General features: G+C 44.9%; 14 protein-coding genes and 3 tRNA genes. 1 reads left to right on the forward strand and 16 read right to left on the reverse strand.

Going from position 1 to position 20,276, the window contains the following annotated elements; translation table 11 throughout:
* Nucleotides 1-83: 83 nt before the first annotated feature.
* The 13 genes from T515_RS09400 to htpG all read right to left on the reverse strand — a co-directional run bounded on the left by T515_RS09400 (nt 84) and on the right by htpG (nt 17,700).
* Nucleotides 84-650, reverse strand: a complete 567-nt coding sequence (locus tag T515_RS09400; protein WP_036610222.1) for an RNA polymerase sigma factor — start codon at nt 648-650, stop codon at nt 84-86.
* A gap of 266 nt (nt 651-916) precedes the next feature.
* Entirely contained in the window at nt 917-2,431 is a 1,515-nt protein-coding gene (locus T515_RS09405) for an FMN-binding protein (RefSeq protein ID WP_051671603.1), read from the reverse strand.
* 306 nt (nt 2,432-2,737) lie between these two features.
* Entirely contained in the window at nt 2,738-3,409 is a 672-nt protein-coding gene (gene trhA, locus T515_RS09410; RefSeq protein WP_036610225.1) for a PAQR family membrane homeostasis protein TrhA, read from the reverse strand.
* Between the two features lie 397 nt (nt 3,410-3,806).
* Nucleotides 3,807-7,559: a phosphoribosylformylglycinamidine synthase gene (locus tag T515_RS09415; protein WP_036610228.1), complete on the reverse strand. Its 3,753-nt coding sequence runs from the start codon at nt 7,557-7,559 to the stop codon at nt 3,807-3,809.
* A gap of 342 nt (nt 7,560-7,901) precedes the next feature.
* A complete protein-coding gene (gene purD, locus T515_RS09420) occupies nt 7,902-9,167 on the reverse strand; it encodes a phosphoribosylamine--glycine ligase (protein ID WP_036610231.1) in 1,266 nt (421 codons plus the stop codon).
* 233 nt (nt 9,168-9,400) lie between these two features.
* A complete protein-coding gene (gene purN / locus T515_RS09425; RefSeq protein ID WP_036610233.1) occupies nt 9,401-9,991 on the reverse strand; it encodes a phosphoribosylglycinamide formyltransferase in 591 nt (196 codons plus the stop codon).
* A gap of 116 nt (nt 9,992-10,107) precedes the next feature.
* Nucleotides 10,108-11,292 (reverse strand): phosphoribosylaminoimidazolecarboxamide formyltransferase, encoded by a 1,185-nt coding sequence (locus T515_RS09430; protein WP_036610235.1) that lies wholly within the window; start codon nt 11,290-11,292, stop codon nt 10,108-10,110.
* Nucleotides 11,293-11,364: 72 nt separating this feature from the next.
* Complete coding sequence (locus tag T515_RS09435) at nt 11,365-12,090, reverse strand: IMP cyclohydrolase (RefSeq protein WP_036610238.1); 726 nt, start codon at nt 12,088-12,090, stop codon at nt 11,365-11,367.
* A gap of 14 nt (nt 12,091-12,104) precedes the next feature.
* Complete coding sequence (gene purM, locus T515_RS09440) at nt 12,105-13,154, reverse strand: phosphoribosylformylglycinamidine cyclo-ligase (RefSeq protein ID WP_036610241.1); 1,050 nt, start codon at nt 13,152-13,154, stop codon at nt 12,105-12,107.
* A 20-nt stretch (nt 13,155-13,174) separates the two neighbouring features.
* Nucleotides 13,175-14,674, reverse strand: coding sequence for an amidophosphoribosyltransferase (purF, locus tag T515_RS09445; RefSeq protein WP_051671604.1), 1,500 nt, complete (start codon nt 14,672-14,674; stop codon nt 13,175-13,177).
* A gap of 96 nt (nt 14,675-14,770) precedes the next feature.
* Nucleotides 14,771-15,262 carry a 5-(carboxyamino)imidazole ribonucleotide mutase gene (gene purE / locus T515_RS09450; protein WP_036610244.1) on the reverse strand — a complete coding sequence of 164 codons (492 nt, stop codon included), beginning with the start codon at nt 15,260-15,262 and terminating at the stop codon, nt 14,771-14,773.
* 56 nt (nt 15,263-15,318) lie between these two features.
* A complete protein-coding gene (locus T515_RS17385) occupies nt 15,319-15,474 on the reverse strand; it encodes a hypothetical protein (protein WP_155988344.1) in 156 nt (51 codons plus the stop codon).
* A 150-nt stretch (nt 15,475-15,624) separates the two neighbouring features.
* Nucleotides 15,625-17,700, reverse strand: coding sequence for a molecular chaperone HtpG (gene htpG / locus T515_RS09455; RefSeq protein WP_036610247.1), 2,076 nt, complete (start codon nt 17,698-17,700; stop codon nt 15,625-15,627).
* Nucleotides 17,701-18,042: 342 nt separating this feature from the next.
* Here htpG and T515_RS09460 point away from each other — a divergent pair, with 342 nt between their 5' ends.
* Nucleotides 18,043-19,800: a sensor domain-containing diguanylate cyclase gene (locus T515_RS09460; RefSeq protein ID WP_036610250.1), complete on the forward strand. Its 1,758-nt coding sequence runs from the start codon at nt 18,043-18,045 to the stop codon at nt 19,798-19,800.
* Nucleotides 19,801-19,911: 111 nt separating this feature from the next.
* Here the strand turns inward: T515_RS09460 and T515_RS09465 are convergent.
* From T515_RS09465 to T515_RS09475, 3 genes are all read right to left on the reverse strand, one after another.
* Nucleotides 19,912-19,985: transfer RNA gene (locus T515_RS09465), tRNA-Ile, on the reverse strand.
* A 24-nt stretch (nt 19,986-20,009) separates the two neighbouring features.
* Nucleotides 20,010-20,082, reverse strand: a tRNA-Thr gene (locus tag T515_RS09470).
* Nucleotides 20,083-20,086: 4 nt separating this feature from the next.
* Nucleotides 20,087-20,159 (reverse strand) — tRNA-Asn (locus T515_RS09475).
* Nucleotides 20,160-20,276: the final 117 nt, after the last annotated feature.

Below are 20,276 nucleotides of genomic sequence, written 5' to 3' on the forward strand. Positions count from 1 at the left end.
ACAGGATATCGGAAGCATTATTTGAACTTATCAGGTATCAATTAATACCCGGTATCGGTATAAGCATCTGAAGAGATTTGATTCTAAACAACTATTTCTTCCTTCTCCAACTCCTGCAAAAGTGCAGCTCTCATCCGGCTCAATGTCATTTTTACCTTGCTTTCACTGAAACCGTATTCTGCGGCTATCTCACTTACAGGTGACATGTACCAGTACCGACGTACAAATATCTTTCTGGAATCTGCACTCTGATTTTCCAAAAAACGGTTGATGCATTCTGTCAATGTTATCTTGTCGGGAATATCATCGGGTCTGTCGGTTTTTGTGTCCGCTATACATTCCGAGAGTTCATCCAGAACTGCGCTTGTTTCGCCATTGCCGCGTTTTTGTGCGTTCTGTTTTTCATAGAGGTTAAGAGCAAGGTTTCTGGTTATCTTTCCGAGAAATGTTCTGAGAATGGAAGGTCTCGCAGGTGGAATGGCATTCCATGTGTTCAGCCAGGTGTCATTGACACACTCTTCACTGTCCTCTTTGTTGTATAGGATGTTCATGGCAATATAGCTGCAGTAGCTTCCGTATTTTCTAGCAGATTCATCAATGGCAGATTCTGACCTTGCAAAATAAAGCTCTATGATTTCCTGATCAGTCATTTAATGTCCTCGTTTCTGTTTTGGATAATCTGACTTATAGTCTGATGCTGCATCTCCGGTTTCCGATGCTATCCTTATGTTCTTCATCCTAATACACAGGAAATGGAGTTTACAGGTCACACTTTGAAAAAAATATTTTGTGTATTACGATAAAAAATTATGCCGCATTTATTACATAATTTTATGACATATAGTGAAGGCTGTGAAGAAAATATTTTTGCAAAATAAAAAATCGCGGAAGTTATCCGCGATTTTTGTTCATGTAGTTATTTTAAAAATACAGATGGATCAATTCCTGCGCTTTCAAGAGCCTTCTTAGCAGCTTCCTTGATGGCATCAGATGTAATGGTGGCGCCTGAAATGGCATCAACATTAATGTTGTTGGCAGAAATGATCTTTCCCGGAAGCTCTTCAAGAGCCTTGGTACCGATACCCGGTGTCTCCTTGTCTCCTGTTGCAACAAGCTTGATAATCTTGTCAGCGATAGCTGTGATCTCAACCTTTACAGGACCGCCAAGACCCTGAGCCTCGCCTGTAGCTGTAACTTCATCGGCAGCGTCTTTCTTTGAATCGGCGTCTTTCCTGGTTTCAGCTTCCTTTGAATCAGCATCCTTTTCGGTTTCAGCTTCGCTCTCTTCAGCCTTAGTCTCTTCAGCTTCAGTTTCCTGTGCAGCTGCTTTATCAAAATCTGCACTCTCAAGAGCCTTCTTGGCAGCTTCCTTGATGGCCTCTGATGTTACTGTAGCACCGGAAACGGCATCAACATCCAGGCTGTTAGCTGAAACGATCTTTCCCGGAAGCTCTTCAAGAGCCTTGGTACCGATACCCGGTGTTTCCTTGTCTCCTGTTGCAACAAGATCATAGATCTTGTCGGCAGTGGCTGTGATTTCAACCTTTACAGGACCGCCAAGACCCTGAGCCTCGCCTGTAACAGTAACTGCATCAGCAGGAATATCCTTCTTTGAATCGGCATCCTTCTTGGTTTCAGCTTCACTTTCCTTAGTCTCGGCAGGAGCATCCTTTGCATCAGATGAAGCGCCGGTAAAGTTAGCAGCATCAAGACCTGCACTCTCAAGAGCCTTCTTGGCAGCTTCCTTGATAGCATCAGATGTAACGGTAGCGCCTGAAATAGCATCAACCGAAAGGCTGTTGGCAGAAATAATCTCTCCTGGGAGCTCTTCAAGAGCCTTGGTACCGATTCCCGGTGTTTCATTGTCACCGACAGCTGTGAGGTTATAAATCTTGTCAGCAGTAGCTGTGATTTCAACTGTAACAGGACCGCCAAGACCCTGAGCCTCACCGGTAACAGTAACTGCATCAGCAGGAATATCATCTGTATTAACAACGACTTCCTTCTTCTCTTCCTTTACGAAACCGAAGTTAGACGGATCGAAGCCTGCATTCTCGATAGCCTGGGCAGCAGCATTCTTGATGGCTGTTGACGTTATGGTAGCACCGGTAACAGAATCAACAGCAAGGCTGTTTGCCTCGAAGATGCTTGCAGGAAGCTGATCAACAGCAAGTGTACCGATATTAGGTGTTTCTCCGGAAGCGTCTAAGACATTGATGGAGAAAATCTTCTCGGCATTGGCGATAACCTCAACCTTTACAGGACCGCCAAGACCCTGAGCCTCACCGGTAGCTGTAACTGCATCCTTCGGGATCTGGTTTTTTCCGACACTTGTGGATGTTCCTAAGTTTGTTGCCTGATATCCTGTAATGGCAGCGGCAACGATACCAACTCCGATTACACCAAGAGCTAATATGTTATTCTGTTTCATTTTAAGTCCCCCATGACCTAAGTATAATTACAAAATATGATGCGAAGAATCATAAATGACAGCAAAGCATCACAGAGTGAGCGTCAAATACTTTTGCCGCTCACATCATTTCATGCCTGATTGTCTTTTTAATATAACACAGTTAGATAGGGTTTTCATAGAAAAATGTAAATAAAATAACAATATTTATCATGATAATGTAATAATTCATCGGTATTTCTGTCAAAGACTAATAAAAAACAGTTCCAAACCGATTTGGGAATGGAACTGTTTGAAATAGCGGGTTTATAAAGTTTAATAGGAATATCAGCCTGCAAGCATGATCATCATGCCGTAGTGGCACATGGAACCTGCAATAACAAAGCAGTGGAAAACCTCATGGTTTCCGAAGTACTTCGGCATGCGTTTGAAAATAGGAAGCTTAAGGGCATAAATTACGCCGCCGATGGTATAGATGACACCTCCTGCAAACAGAAGCCAGAATTCAGGATCGGTAAGAGCCGAACGGATCTTAAATATGGCGAATATACATGCCCAGCCCAGGGCGATGTAAATAAGTGAATTCAGCCATCTCGGAGTATGGATGAAAATGATGTTCACAGTCATGCCTATGACGGAAAGAATCCATACAATCAAGAGAAGTCCCCAGCCGGTTCTGTCGCCGAGGGCTATGGCACATACAGGAGTATAGCTTCCTGCAATCAGCATATAGATCATCATATGGTCGATCTTCTTCAGTGTATCATTTACCTTTGGAGAAATATCGAAAAGATGATAGGTTGCGCTGGCTGCATACAAAAGAACGATGCTGAGAGCAAATATACCGAATGCAAATATTCTGTCCATACTCGGATGCTGTGCCACCCTGTAAAAGAGAGGAACCGCAGCGATAATGGATAAAATCATGGCGATATAGTGTGTAAGGAAGCTTCCCGGGTCTTTTATCTTCAGAAAAAAGGAATTCTCTTTAAAAATCATGGCTGTCCTCCTTGAAAAAGTGCTGTACAGTGATGAAAACATATTCCCGATAACTCATGGGAAAATGAGTGTCATAAGTACATGAGTGAAACATAGAACTTGCACCATTCAGTGTAGGTTATAACAAGTATAGTCTTGTGATATAGATATTTTATCATGTAGTTATTAAAACTACATCAGATTATATCAACAAATTTAAATAATTCAATAGCTATTTTGACTAAATATCATAGGAGTCTGACCGGTTTATTGATTGCAGGATGTATTTCTGAAACAGAATGATAGTTAAAAAGCATGAAAAAAGCGGGTCTTGAGAAGTTTATCTCAAGACCCGCTTGTCACATATCTGGTTATGAGTGTAAGCCCTTTGAAAAAATCAAATGCAGTTACAGTTGTTTTACTCGAAGTATTCCTTTGCTGCCCTGAAGAGTCCCATATCGTAATTTCCGGGAACGTTCTTGTAGAGGTTGTGGCCCCATCTCTCAGCGTGGCCCATCTTACCGAGTACTCTTCCATCAGGTGAAGTGATACCCTCTACCGCATAGTAGGAACCGTTTGGATTGTATTGGATATCCATAGTAGGATGTCCGTCGAGATCCACATACTGTGTGGCGATCTGGCCATTCTCCACAAGCTTTCTGAAAAGCTCAGGCTCACAGAGGAAACGGCCCTCTCCGTGAGAGATAGGAACACTGTAGATATCACCGGGATTTGTATCTTCAAGCCATGGTGACATATTTGATGCCACACGGACATTAACGATTTTTGACTGGTGACGGCTGATGGTGTTGAAAGTAAGAGTCGGACAATGCTCATCTGTATCTCTTATCTCTCCAAACGGTACGAGACCAAGCTTTATAAGTGCCTGGAAACCGTTGCAGATACCAAGCATGAGACCGTCACGCTTGTTCAGCATATCCATGGTAGCAGTCTTTATAGCTTCGTTTCTGAAGAAGGAAGTGATGAACTTTGCAGAACCGTCCGGCTCATCTCCCCCTGAGAAACCGCCGGGGATGAAAATAAGCTGTGACTCTTCTATGCGCTTTGCAACGTAGTTTACAGAATCAGCAATATCCTGCTTTGTAAGGTTCTTAACAACCACTATCTCAGGCTCGAGACCTGCATCAGCCATGGCCTTTGCTGAATCGTACTCACAGTTGTTGCCCGGGAATACAGGGATAAGTACCTTTGGCTTTGCAACCTGTACAGCCGGTGCTGCCCAGTTCTCTTCGCTATAATCATCGATAGTCACATCACTTTCATCTGACTCAGCATCCTTATCAAGATTCATATTGCACTTAAATACCTTTTCAAGCTTATCTTCGTAGGCTCTTTCAAGGTCTGAAAGCTTAAGAACCTCATCATTGTAACGGATTTCGGCATCCTCTGTTGTTTCACCGAGATCGGCAATGATTATGCCTGTTCCCTTAAGCTCGGGAGCGTTGTAAATTTCATCGAGAGTAGCGTTGTCATTAAGCTCAAGAAGGAAGCTTCCGTACTGGTATCCGAAGATATCCTCTACTGAAAGGCTCGGTGCAAATGTGAAGCCGTAAGCATTACCCATGCACTGCTTGAGAACTGCCTCTGCTGCTCCGCCGTAAGTCGGTGTGTAGATGGAAGCAAGCTTACCCTCGAGAACCAGCTTATGAACGTAGCTGAAAAGTGTAAGGAGTGTTTCCTTTGTGGGAAGCTCGTTCTCATACTGAGGCTTAAGCCAGAGTACCTTGTGGTTTGCTCCCTTGTACTCAGGGCTTGTGATGTACTTTGCGTCCTCTGTTGTGATGGCAAAGGAAACAAGTGTTGGAGGAACGTCCAGCTTCTCGAAGGTTCCGGACATTGAGTCCTTACCGCCGATGGCAGCGATTCCGAGATCAAGCTGGGCATTGAAAGCTCCGAGAAGAGCTTCAAGAGGCTGACCCCAACGTGTGCTCTCATGACCGGGCTTTCCGAAATACTCCTGGAATGTAAGGTAGGTATCCTCGAATCCCGCACCTGTGGCGATAAGCTTTGCGGCAGACTCAACTACTGCGAGATATGCACCCTTATAGCAGTTCTTCTCTGTGATGAATGGATTGTAGCCGTAAGCCATAACTGAAGTGTCATCGGTGTGACCCTTCTCGACGGAAATCTTCGCAGCCATGGCCTGAATAGGTGTGCGCTGATTCTTTCCGCCGAAAGGCATAAGGACTGTTCCCGCACCGATAGTGGAGTCGAAACGCTCGCTGAGACCTCTCTTTGAGCAGACATTGAGGTCCTCTGAAAGAGCTGTCATGTTCTCACTGAAGCTTCCCTTAACCTCGCGGACAATGCTTCCGCCCGCTGCTGTCTTCACGTCTATGTGCTTCTCTGCACCGTTAGAGTTAAGGAAGTCACGTGACAGGTTGATAATGTCTTTACCGTTCCAGTGTGCGATAAGTCTGTTTGTATCTGTTACGGTAGCTACATGTGTAGCCTCAAGGTTCTCCTCATGGGCAAGTTCCATGAATCTCGCCATATCCTGTTGTTCAACCACAACAGCCATTCTCTCCTGAGACTCTGAGATAGCAAGCTCTGTTCCGTCGAGACCCTCGTACTTCTTTGGAACCTTGTTAAGGTCAATGTCGAGACCGTCAGCCAGCTCACCGATGGCAACTGAAACTCCGCCTGCACCGAAATCGTTGCAGCGCTTGATAAGCTTTGAAGCCTCTGCATTACGGAAAAGACGCTGAAGCTTACGCTCCTCGGGAGCATTACCCTTCTGAACCTCTGCACCGTCCTTCTCAAGGGACTCAACATTGTGAGACTTTGAAGAACCTGTTGCACCGCCGATGCCGTCACGGCCTGTACGTCCACCTAGAAGAATGACTACGTCTCCTGCAGCAGGAACCTCGCGGCGAACATTCTCAGCGGGAGCGGCAGCCACTACTGCGCCGATCTCCATACGCTTTGCCGCATATCCCGGATGATAAAGCTCGTCTACGAGACCTGTAGCAAGACCGATCTGGTTACCGTAGCTTGAATAACCGTCAGCGGCTGTTGTAACAAGCTTTCTCTGAGGAAGCTTGCCCTCCATGGTATCCTTAACGGAAACTGTAGGGTCTGCAGCACCTGTTACGCGCATAGCCTGATATACGTAGGATCTTCCGGAAAGAGGATCTCTGATGGCACCTCCGATACAGGTTGCAGCACCACCGAAAGGCTCGATTTCTGTAGGATGGTTGTGAGTCTCGTTCTTGAAAAGAAGGAGCCAGTCCTGAGCTTCGCCGTCAACGTTTACCTTTATCTTGACTGTGCAGGCATTTATCTCTTCTGACTCGTCAAGCTTTGTAAGCTTTCCTTCCTTCTTAAGGACCTTTGCGGCAAGAGTTCCGATGTCCATAAGGTTGACTGGCTTTGTACGGTTAAGATCCTTGCGGGCTTGGATGTAACGGTCCCATGCCTTCTTAATCTGTTCATCTTCGAAGGAGACATTATCAATGGTTGTAAGGAAGGTGGTATGACGGCAGTGATCTGACCAGTATGTGTCGATCATACGGATCTCAGTGATGGAAGGATCACGATCCTCTGTCTTGAAGTAATTCTGACAGAACTTAAGATCGTCAAGATCCATGGCAAGGCCCATATCCTTTAAGATAGACTTGAGCTCATCCTCTGAAGCATGGATAAATCCTGTGAGAGTATCTACCTCTGTAGGGATATCGTACTTTACATCCAGAGTTTCAAAGGTATCGAGGGAAGCTTCTCTTGCTTCTACAGGGTTGATAACGTACTTCTTGATATCGGCTATCTCCTGCTCTGTGAGATTACCGTAAAGGAGATATACCTTTGCGGAACGAACCTTGGGACGGTCTCCTGTTGTAAGAATCTGGATACACTGAGCTGCTGAATCCGCACGCTGATCGAACTGTCCCGGAAGGAACTCCACAGCGAAAACATAAGCATCCTCATGCTTTGGAAGTTCTTCAAAGGTGTCGTCAAGCTGTGGCTCACTGAGGATAAGCTTTGTAGCCTTTTCAAATGTCTCTTTATCCAGACCCTCAACATCATAGCGGTTTAATAGACGTACGTCTGTGAGGTTCTTAATGAGAAGTATGTGACGGATGTCATGACGAAGTCCCTGTGCCTCGTGACGAAGACCTTCCTTTTTCTCAACATAAACTCGATTTACCATTTGTATCTCCTTATCTTTGTGTAATGGCTGTATGCGATACCGTCCGGAAAATGTTCGGGATGTGCGCCGGCCCACGAGATTGAAAGTACAGCCTCGCAGTCATGTTCGCCCAGAATGTACAGGGATGTGCATTCTGATCGTACATGGCTGCAAGTCCGTTCTTTCAACTCGCAAGCCTAGGCACTCATCCCGAACATTTTCCTACACAGTTTCGGCGGTAAAACTAAAATATTTAGTACAGCATAAATAAAGTATCTAGCACATAAATGATACCATTCTAACTAAGTATTCTTCGATATTACAGTATAAAATGTACAGATACTTATATTCTATGCACTGTTGTTACTGAAGTGCTTTCAGTGCTCTCTGGCCAATATCTTTTCGCATGTGCATATCCTGGAATGTAACCTTTGATGCACTCTCATATGCCTTATCAATGGCTTCCTTAAGGGTAGGTGCTGTTTCAACCACTCCAAGGACTCTTCCTCCGTGGGTGTAAAGCTTTCCGTCCTTGAGATCGGCGCCCGCAACATAGACATTGTCAACCTCATCCACACCGGTTATTTCATAGCCTGACTTGTAGGAAAGAGGATATCCGCCGGAAGCCTCTACTATGCAGCAGGCAGAGCCTTTCTTCCATTTAACCTCAGTCTCTGCAAGTGTACCGTTTGTTGTGGCCTGCATGATGGTGAGAAGATCGGAATCAAGAAGAGGAAGAACAACCTGGGTCTCAGGATCACCGAAACGGCAGTTGTATTCGATAACCTTAGGACCGTTTTTTGTAAGCATGAGACCGAAGTAGAGACAGCCCTTGAAGGTTCTGCCCTCCTTATTCATGGCCTCGATGGTAGGCTTGAAGATTTTCTCCATACACTCTTCAGCGATTTCATCCGTGTAGTAAGGATTTGGAGCGATGGTACCCATTCCGCCGGTGTTGAGGCCCTCATCGTTATCATTGATACGCTTGTGGTCCATGGATGAAATCATAGGAACCACAACCTTTCCGTCAGTGAAGCTGAGAACGGAAACCTCAGGTCCCTCAAGGAACTCCTCGATAACTATCTGATCACCGGAAGCGCCGAACTTCTTTTCTTCCATGATAGTCTTAATGCCATCAAGTGCTTCTTCGCGCGTCTTCGCAATGATAACTCCCTTTCCGAGAGCAAGACCGTCAGCCTTTATGACTGTAGGTATCGGACAGGTCTTAACGTACTCTTCTGCCTTTTCAATGTCATTGAAAACTTCGTAAGCAGCTGTGGGGATGTTGTACTTCTTCATGAGGTTCTTTGAGAAAACCTTTGAACCCTCAATGATGGCAGCCCTGGCCTCAGGACCGAAAGCAGGAATGCCTGCCTTTGCAAGCTCATCCACGGTACCGGCAACCAGAGGATCATCCGGAGCCACAACCACATAGTCAAGAGCCTGCTCCCTGCAGAACTTAACGACATCAGCAACATCCGTAGCCTTTATATCAGGAACGCACTCGGCATCCCTTGCGATACCGCCGTTACCCGGAATCGCATAAATCTTCTCGATAGAAGCATTCTTCTTTAATGCCTTAATGATGGCGTGCTCACGACCGCCGCCACCTACAACACCAATCTTCATTGTTATCCTCCATTTGTTGAATGGGTCGAGAAAAAGCTTCCGGCGTGCGCCGGCCCACGAAATTGAAAGTACAGCCCTCTTGTTCTGTTCGTACCGGTTGCACCTGAGTGCAACCGGACACGTACAGTCCTGCGAGTGCCGTTCTTTCAATTCGCAAGCCCAGGCACACATCCTGTCGCATTTTCTCTTACGTATTGATAAACGTTAAATGTATCACAATATTAAACAGGACCTTATGCTTTTGCTTCACGTATCTCCCGGCTCATCATCTCAGCGGCCTTCGGAAGCAGCTTCCATTCAGCCTGTTCCATGACACGCTTCTGAAGAACCTCAGCTGTGTCCCCCGGCTGGATCTCAACAGCCTTCTGGAGAAGGATACGTCCGCCATCAGGAATCTCATTGACAAGATGCACCGTGGCGCCGGTAACCTTAACACCTCTTGCAAGAGCCGCCTCGTGAGGCTTCAGCCCGTACATACCCTTTCCGCAAAAACTCGGGATAAGTGAAGGATGAATGTTAATGATCCTGTCCGCATACTTCTTTGTGAAATTTTCACTGAGAATCGTGAGATAACCTGCAAGAATTATAAGCTCTATGCCATGCTCCTCAAGAACACGTATAAGCCTCTCCTCATCCTTCTGCACAACCTCATGCTTTATTCCTGCATTCTCAGCCCTCTCAAGAGCATATATCCCGGGCCTTGAACCAACCACCAAAGTGATCTCTCCGTCAGGAATCTCCCCGCGTCTCTCAGCATCGATAAGCGCCTGCAGATTAGTGCCGCCCCCGCTCACAAGAACAGCAATTTTAGTTTTGTTACACATATATTTTACTTCTCCGTATTTTGATCGTTCTGCCTCACCGTATTTAATCCATGTAAGAGAAAATGCCCGGGATGGGTGCCAGGGCCCACTCGGCATTTTCCCGCCCCATTTATAAATCAGTGATGGAACAGTCTCATACCGGTGAAGCATACTACCATGTTGTATTTGTCTGCGGTGTCAATAACATGGTCATCACGGATAGATCCGCCCGGCTCAGCTACATAAGACACACCTGACTTGCGGGCACGCTCGATATTGTCACCGAACGGGAAGAAAGCATCAGAACCAAGAGCTGTACCTGTAAGAGTTGCAAGATACTCCTTCTGCTCTTTTCTGGTGAAAGGAGCAGGCTGCTCAGTGAAGTACTGCTGCCATGCACCATCAGCGAGAACATCATCACATTCCTCTGAAAGATAAACGTCGATAACATTGTCACGATCAGCTCTTCTTAAGCCATCCTTGAAAGGAAGATTGAGAACCCTGTCACACTGACGAAGATGCCAGTGATCAGCCTTGTCTCCTGCAAGACGTGTGCAGTGAATTCTTGACTGCTGACCTGCGCCTACACCGATGGTCTGACCATCCTCGGCGTAAGCCACTGAATTAGACTGAGTGTACTTAAGGGTGATAAGGGCGATAGTCATGTTGAGACGGGCTTCCTCAGGGATGTCCTTATTCTTTGTCACGATGTTTGCAAATGCCTCGTCCGTAACCTTGTAGTCATTTCTGCCCTGCTCGAAAGTCACACCGAATACCTGCTTGTGCTCTGATGCTGCAGGCTTGTAGGAAGGATCGATCTTTATAACATTGTAAGCGCCCTTTTTCTTTGACTTAAGGATCTCAAGAGCTTCGTCTGTATATCCGGGAGCGATAACACCGTCTGAAACCTCACGGTGAATGATCCTGGCTGTTGTGGCATCACAAATATCTGAAAGGGCAATGAAATCGCCGTAGGAAGACATTCTGTCAACACCGCGGGCTCTTGCGTAAGCACATGCAAGAAGTGAATCATCAAGTCCTTCGATATCATCCACGAAGCATGCCTTCTTAAGCTTATCTGAAAGCTTACGTCCGATTGCTGAACCTGAAGGAGAAACATGCTTGAAGGATGCAGCAGCCACATGACCTGTAGCCTCCTTAAGATCTGAAACCAGCTGCCAGCTGTTAAGGGCATCCAGGAAGTTGATGTAACCCGGACGGCCGTTCAGGATTTCGATAGGGAGCTCTGATCCGTCATGCATATAAATCTTTGCAGGCTTCTGATTTGGATTCATACCGTACTTTAATTCAAATTCTTTCATGGTGTTCTCCTCTTTAAACTCAAGTTTCATCGTTAAATTCTGACGTAAAGATGTCAATAGGATTTACTGCAGTCAGTTGATCTTTTCAAACTTGTTGACCAGCTTGTTCTCGATATTTCCGCCGGTAATGTCTATATAGCGAACATAAAGTGAAATCTTGTTCTCTTCGTTAAGATTGTTCCATATAAGCTGCTTAAGCTCCTCTGCCGAGTTAGGAATAGCTACGCGCTCAGGCTCACCCTCGAAGGTAGGAATAGGGTTACCGTTCTCCTTGTAGGTGTGAATGAAATGTCCGAGACCATTCTGGAGCTTGTATGAAAATGTATATCTTGCGCAATCAGTACCCTCAGCATCCTGTGACTTAAGGATGGACATCTTGTAGCTCTCTGAATCATCAAGAGTAACAACGCCGCTGATTCTCGGAGTCCAGTTAGGACCGTCCGGCTCAAACTCTCTTGTTTCAAGGGCCTCTTCAAAGGTATTGCCATCTTTCATGAAATCATAGATGGTGTCGGTCTGGTCACCGTTTGTAACGATGAGATTGTCGCCGATCTTTCTTATAGGGCTGTATATGATGAGGCTTGGATCCTCAACTTTGCTGGAATCAGCAGGATAAATGGTTACTGTGTCGCCATTCTCTGTGAATACACGGTTTCTTGAGTTTGCTGAACGGCCCATGATGAAATATGCGATGGCGATGGACCTTCCGTCCTCTGACTTGCCGATTACGATTCCGCGGCCGGGATATTCATTGTTTTTAAGAAGATCTCCGAGATTTGCTACGTCATATGTTTTCATAATTTTTCTCCCCTTTACTCAAGAATAACCTTGTCCTCTGACTTTACGATCTCGCCGAGGTGATAAGCCTCCACGCCGTTAGCTCTTAGAACCTTAAGTGCAGTTTCCTCATCCTCCTTTGAAACCACAACGCTCATTCCCACACCCATATTGTAGGTGTTGAACATATCACGGGTTGTGATGTCCCCGGTCTTCTGGATGAGCCTGAAGATAGGAAGAACCTTTACATCATCCATCTTTATCTTTGCTCCGAAGCCGTCAGGAATGGATCTCGGGATATTCTCGTAGAAACCGCCTCCTGTGATGTGGCTGATGCCTTTGACCGTAACGCTCTCAAGGAGCTTAAGAACAGGCTTTACATAAATAACTGTGGGAGTAAGAAGCGCCTCGCCGAGAGACTTGCCATCAAGCTCTGCCAGTGGCTTTTTGAGCTCCTCTTTACTGATGTTATCGATATCAAAAACCTTTCTCACAAGTGAGAAACCATTGGAATGAACACCGGAACTCGGAAGTGCGATAACAACATCGCCCTCTTTCATGGAGTTGTTGTCAATGATATTTTCCTTATCAACGATACCTACAGAGAAACCTGCAAGGTCGAATTCGTCTTCAGGATAGAAGCCGGGCATCTCTGCAGTTTCACCGCCTACAAGAGCACTGTCACTCTGAACGCAGCCCTCAGCAACACCCTTAACGATATCAGCAATCTTCTCGGGAACGTTCTTTCCGCAGGCAATGTAGTCCAGGAAGAAAAGGGGCTTTGCACCGCAGCAGATAACATCGTTTACGCACATGGCAACACAGTCGATACCCACAGTGTCATACTTCTCCATAAGGAAAGAGATCTTAAGCTTTGTACCTACGCCGTCTGTGCCGGAAACAAGAACAGGGTGCTTATAACCCTCAGGAAGCTCAAAGAGGCCGCCGAAACCGCCGAGACCTGAACAAACGCCCTCGGTCATGGTCTTTGCCACATACTGCTTCATTAGCTCAACGGACTTGTATCCTGCTGTGATATCAACACCTGCATCCTTGTATGCTTCGCTATAGCTCTTTGTATTCATGATTACTCCTTTATGTTTAATTAATCCTCGAATTTTTCGATGTACTCTCCGTCTGATGGATGATCAGAAGCCTTAGCGGTATGCTGATCTCTCCACTCCTTTGAAATCTTCTCTTCAAAGCGGTTCTTTGAAGTTACGGAAGGAATCTCGGTAGGATACTTTCCGTCAAAGCAGGCTGTACAGAATCCCTTCTGACCTGTAGGATCAGCGATCTTGATGACATTCTCAACGGATATGTATCCGAGGGAATCGGCACCTATGATCCTTGCGGTTTCTTCCACTGAATGCTGACAGGCGATGAGATTGTCCCTGGAGTCAATGTCTATGCCATAGTAGCATGGATTCATGAAAGGAGGCGCTGTTATACGCATGTGAACTTCCTTTGCGCCGGCCTCACGTACTATACGGACCAGACGCTCACTGGTGGTACCTCTGACGATGGAATCGTCCACAAGAATTACACGCTTGCCCTCTATCTCGGAACGGATGGCATTGAGCTTTATGCGAACCAGATTTTCACGTTCTGTCTGACCCGGTGCTATGAAGGTACGTCCTATATATTTATTTTTAAGAAGTCCGATACCGTAAGGAATTCCGGATTCACGGGAGTAACCTACAGCAGCGTCAAGACCTGAATCCGGGACACCGATGACTACATCCGCATCAACAGGATGCTCCTGGGCAAGGAATCGGCCCGCCTGCACTCTCGCCTCATGAACAGAGGCACCGTCAAGGATGGAATCGGGACGGGCAAAATAGATATATTCGAAAACGCACATTGAGCGCTTTACTTTATTGCAATGATCTTTTATAGAGCGGATACCATTGTGATCTACAACCATGATCTCTCCGGGCTCCACATCACGTATAAGCTTTCCGCCTACTGCCTCGATGGCACAGGACTCACTGGCGAAAATTACAGAGCCGTCCGGAAGCTTTCCGTAGCAAAGCGGATGGAAGCCGTGCTCGTCTCTTGCTGCGATGAGCTTGGATGGAGACATTATTACAAGAGAATAAGCACCGTGAAGCTTATCGAGAGCGTTGTTCACTGCCTGCTCGATGGAGCCGGTCTTTATACGCTCTCTTGTAATGATATATGAGATAGCCTCTGTATCCGTTGTTGACTGGAAGATACAGCCGTTCATCTCAAGATCGGAACGGAGCTCATAAGAATTAACAAGATTTCCGTTGTGGCAAAGAGCCATACGGCCCTTGACATGATTTACAACGATAGGCTGAGTGTTGATACGATTGGTGATTCCGCTGGTGGCGTAACGAACATGGCCTACAGCCATCTGACCGTTTCCAAGGCGCTCTATTTCGCTGTTTGGCATGGCCTCGCTGACGAGTCCAAGTTCTCTTCTGAACCGGAAAAGACCCTCATCATTAACAACGATACCTGCGGATTCCTGACCTCTGTGCTGTAAAGCATAAAGTCCGTAGTATGTAAGACGTGCCAATGGCTTTGTGTCTCTGGAGAAAATACCGAAGACACCGCACTCCTCATGAAGTTTACCCATAAATCTCCTTAATAAAACAAAACTTTGATGTGGTCGGATAATGCTTACATCATCATCTGACTGTTGCAGTACTGTTAATACAGAAAAACGCTATGTTCAGTTGAACTGAGCTTCTATCGCTGCATTCTTCTCGATTATCTTCCTGTGATTTTCATCACGCTCAGCCTGAAGCTTTTCTGCAAGACTTTCGTCTTCCACAGCAAGTATCTCGATGGCAAGAAGTGCAGCATTCTTTGCTGTATTGACTCCTACTGTTGCAACAGGAATTCCTGGCGGCATCATAACTGTGGAAAGAAGTGCATCCATTCCATCCAGAACCTTTGATGAACAGGGGATACCGATAACAGGAAGTGTGGTGTTGGCAGCGATGGCGCCTGCAAGGTGAGCAGCCATTCCTGCAGCTGCAATGATGACACCGAAGCCGTTCTTTCTGGCAGATTTTGAAAACTCAGCGGCTTCCTCCGGAGTTCTGTGGGCACTGTAAACATGTACCTCAACGGGTACACCATAGTCCTTAAGTACGGAAATGCCCTTTTCTACAACAGGAAGATCTGAATCGCTTCCCATGATGACAGCAACTTTTCTCATAATTCTCCTTTTCACATAACAGAAAAGGGGAACAGCATATAGCTGTTCCCCTTAGGTTATACGATATTCTTGAATACATTACGGCAGATTACACGATTTCCGATAGAAATATACGCGAAAACAGACGCGCAGAAAATCGCATGAAGAACATGCTGACCAGAGGATATGAGGGCAGAAAATGCTTCACAGTGAACAGTATTGAAAAATCCCATTCGCTTCATCCTCAAAATTCCTTTCAACGTAATCTGCTGAACGACAACACTCAAAATTATATTAAATGGAGATACCTCAGTCAAGGGTGTAAAAACGCTGTAATATTTTGTATTTTAAAGTGCTAATTTGGAATTATATTGCATTGACATTCAATCTGCCATCTTTAAGAGAATGTCATTTGATCTCTCGATGAATTTTGTCATCTCTTCAGCAGGTAATGGTGACTGCTGGATTCTTGCAAGATCATAAAGCTGCTCGGAAATAAGAGTGATAGTCTCCTTCTTTGACTCATCATGCCCGTTGTTCATGAGGTACTTAACAAGAGGATGCTCTGTGTTAAGGATGAGAGTCTCCTGTACAGGCATAGCACCCATACTCATGCCGCCCATAGCGTACATCTTCATCATGTCGTTCATACGACGGCTCTCCTCTGAAATAGAAAGCATTGCAGCAGTCTTTTCCTGAGTAAGCTTCTGAAGCTTTACAGTGAGGCTGTCCTTCTTTGTTGCAGTACGGATCGCTGTCTCCAGTTCCTTGGACTGCTCATCAAAGAGCTTCTGCTCATCTTCTGTAACCGATGCCTTGAACTCATCTGTAAGATCGGCGTCGATTCTTCTGAAATGAACGCCCTGATTCTTTGCCTCAAGCTCAGAGATAAACGGCTGGTCGATACGCTCTGAAAGAACTACGGCATCCTTACCTGAATTCTTGAACATGGCGATGTACTGGCTCTGCTGTACCTCATCTGTTACGTAGTAGATAACCTTGTTCTTCTCTTCTTTAGCCTTGTCAGAAGCATTATCCTCTGACTTGGTATCGGCAGCAGTTTCCGAAGTCTTCTGCTCAGTGTTCTCACCCTCAGCCTCCTCGACGTCGATCTTGTTTACTTCAAGACACTCAGGAAGAGCGAGGTACTTACCGTTGATATCCTTGAAGAGGATGTAGTCTGTCATCTTCTGGCAGAACTTATCGTCGCGGAGACAGCCGTACTTGATGAATGGTGCGATGTCATCCCAGTACTTCTCATAGTTCTCGCGGTCTACCTTGCACATGCCGGAAAGCTTGTCAGCCACCTTCTTTGTGATGTAGTCAGAAATCTTCTTAACGAATCCGTCATTCTGAAGCTGAGATCTTGAAACATTGAGAGGAAGATCCGGACAATCGATAACACCCTTAAGGAGCATCAGGTACTCAGGGATTACTTCCTTGATGTTATCGGCAACGAATACCTGGTTGTTGTAAAGCTTGATGGTTCCCTCTGCAGACTCATACTCCATGTTGATCTTAGGGAAGTAAAGGATACCCTTCAGGTTGTATGGATAGTCCATGTTCAGGTGGATCCAGAACAGAGGCTCCTTATAGTCATGGAATACCTTGTGGTAGAACTCGATGTAATCTTCCTTCTTGCATTCGCTTGGAGACTTTGTCCAAAGAGGATGTGTGTCGTTGAGAAGAACAGGACGCTTTTCGATCTTCACTTTGGCAGGAGTTTTTGTTTCCTTACCGTCCTTGTCGGTTTCTGTCTTCTCAGGGATCTCCTCAAGAACAACATCTGAATCAAGCTTCTTGTCGGCATCGATGGTCTCTGAATCCTTAGGGAGTTTTGTGATATATATCTCAACAGGCATGAAAGAACAATACTTATCTATGATCTCTCTCATCTCCCACTCATTATCATACTTCAAAGCATCGTCGTTTAAGTGAAGTGTGATAACTGTACCGATGTCAGTCTTTGTTCCGTCTGTAAGCTCGAAATCAGTTCCGCCGTTACAGTTCCAGTGAACAGCCTTTGCGCCGTCCTTATAAGAAAGGGTATCGATCTCAACCTGGTCGGCAACCATGAAAACGCTGTAGAAACCGAGACCGAAGTGGCCGATAATCTGGTCGTTGTTGGCCTTATCCTTATAGGTATTGATGAAGTCGGTAGCGCCTGAGAATGCGATCTGGTTGATATACTTATCAACTTCCTCTTCAGTCATACCGATACCGTTATCCTTGATGGTAACAGTGCGCTTTTCGGAATCGACGATTACATCTACTCTTCCCTTATAATCGGAAGGCTTTGTCCATTCACCGATAAGGCTTAACTTGTCAAGCTTTGTGATGGCATCGCAGGCATTGGAAACAACCTCTCGAACAAAGATATCCTGATCTGAATACATCCACTTCTTTATGATGGGGAAGATATTCTCTGAATTGATAGATAATGAACCTTTCTTAGACATTAAAAACACCTCTCTAAAATTTAATGATGTATAGGATAATGCTTTTTTTCGGAATACTCATATCCCGACACTTTGCTAAAGTCGCGAGAAAAAATAATTCCCGGAAAGTCACATTTCCGTCAAACATCTTAGTTAGTATGATCAACGAAATGTAGTATAACACCGCTGTTAGCACTCTGCAAGGGTTACTGCTAACAAAAGGCGGCTGGAAATCCTGCATGAAGGTAAAATGTTTTTGTTTATGTATTTATTAGAATTAAACAGTTTTATATTAGTGAGACATTTTGTCGAAAAGAATTATAGTAGTGGCAAAATGGCTTTTGAGAGGATAATAGTCATTAAATGAAACAGTTACAGACCATATATACAAATCAGGAAGAGCTTAGAAAAACCTTAACGGAATGGAAAAAAGAGTTGGAAAACACTGATCATAAGGCTATTGCGCACATTTTTCAAAGGTATGATGCTATGCCGGAGTCCTATTCTGTTTATCAGGAGATTACGGGACTTTTCAGAGAGATACTACCGGATGTGGCTTTTGCGGTTTTTTCGGGTGCAGGGGTTATTGCAGATCAAAAGATAACGGAGAACTCATTCACTGTTACATTAACGGTTTTTGAAGATAAAAACAGTCATGCAGAGATAAGACTTCTTTCCATGGAAGATCCGGAAACAACCAGGGAGATTCTCAGAAATCAGATATTTAATAAGCAAGATCTGTGCGGTATAGAGATAATCTCAGCATTGACATGGGAAAAGATGTTTGCACTGATGGAGATACTGGATGAGCTTCCGGAAAGCATTTCCATCTTTGGCGGTGTTGCGGTTAGCGATGCCGGATGTCCATCCTATGTTGCATCCAGTGATGATCATTCCATGATAGATGCATTTCTTATTACAACTTATTGCGGAACAGATATGCATATTATGACAAGTCGCGTAAACGGCTGGAAGCATATAGGTTTTCCTATAAAAGTGACTCATTCTGTCGAAGATGTCATATATACGCTTAACGATGAACCGGCTTACAATATTTACAGACGTTATCTGAAGATACCTAATGACAGGAATTTCTTTTACAATGCTTTGGAATTTCCTTTTGAGATCACAGAACCCAATGGTAATACATATATCCGTCATGCGAAAAGCAGTACCGAAAACGGAGCTATAGTCATGTCCTCTTTTGTACCTGAGGGAAGTACGGTCAGGTTTTCTTATGGAGATCCGGAAGCTATAAGACAGGATGTTCGTATGCAGGTTAAGGCTACAGCGGAGTTCAGACCGGAAATATTGATTATGTGCAATTGTCTTGGACGAAAATTGTTCTGGGGTGATGATGCAAGCATAGATATATCTCCATTCTTAACAATTGCACCTATGTCGGGAGCATGTTTCCTTGGTGAGATACTCAGATATCAGGGAAAGACGTACCTTAATAATCTTTCATTGGTGGTTGTGGCCTTTAGAGAAGGAGATATTTCGGAACATCCGGAAAGTGGTTATTCGGATTCGGATTCAGGAGTGCTCTCTCTTGCCAGTCGCCTTGCAAGTTTTATCAATACCATGACAGGAGAACTTCAGGATGCCAATGAACAGCTTACTATTCTGCTGAAGCAGGCTACTACAGATGCTCTTACAGGTATTTACAATCGTGGAGAAATCACCAGAAAAATTGATGAGTGTTTCCTTTTAAGCAAGAATGGTAAAACATGGTCACTGATTATGATGGATATTGATGATTTTAAGCAGATAAATGATGAGTACGGTCATGCAGAAGGTGATAATGTTTTGAAAACTGTAACTTACGTTATTCAAAACACGATTGAACGTTTATATCCTGTTGCTTCTCTGGGGCGTTGGGGCGGTGAAGAATTTATGATACTTCTTCCTGATGCGAATAGCCAGCAGGCAGCAAGTTTTGCAGAGATTATCAGGCTTGCTGTTCAGGAAACTCATTTTAATGAGAATCGACATATTACAATGAGCTTTGGTGTTACAGAGTATATTGAGAATGAAAAGATTTATGACACGTTTATTCGTGTTGACAAGGCCCTCTATATGGTTAAGAACAGCGGAAAAAATGCCGTAAAAGTGTTATAAGTATATAAGATAAGCCGGAGCTGTTGGGTATTCTGACAGCTCCGGCTGTTTAATGCATTAGATTAGTATGATGACAAAAAAAGAGGCAATCCATAAGGATTACCTCTAAAATGGAACCGCGGGGACTCGAACCCTGGACCGATCGGTTATGAGCCGACTGCTCTAACCAACTGAGCTACGGTTCCATCATCTTATATTTCAAAGATAAAAGCCGGGATTCGGACTCGAACCGAAGACCTACTGATTACAAATCAGTTGCTCTACCAACTGAGCTATACCGGCTTAACTCCTCCAGTTGGACTCGAACCAACGACACCGCGGTTAACAGCCGCGTGCTCTACCGACTGAGCTATGAAGGAATATCTTATTTTACTCTGATAGAATCATAATGATTCTCATGTAACGCTTTTAGCAGGCAGTTATATCAGAGAAAGAAGGTTTATCATACCTTCAAAACTGTACACCACATTTTATAA

The sequence above is a fragment of the Oribacterium sp. P6A1 genome, from assembly GCF_000702885.1.
In the GTDB taxonomy this organism is placed as follows: domain Bacteria; phylum Bacillota; class Clostridia; order Lachnospirales; family Lachnospiraceae; genus Oribacterium.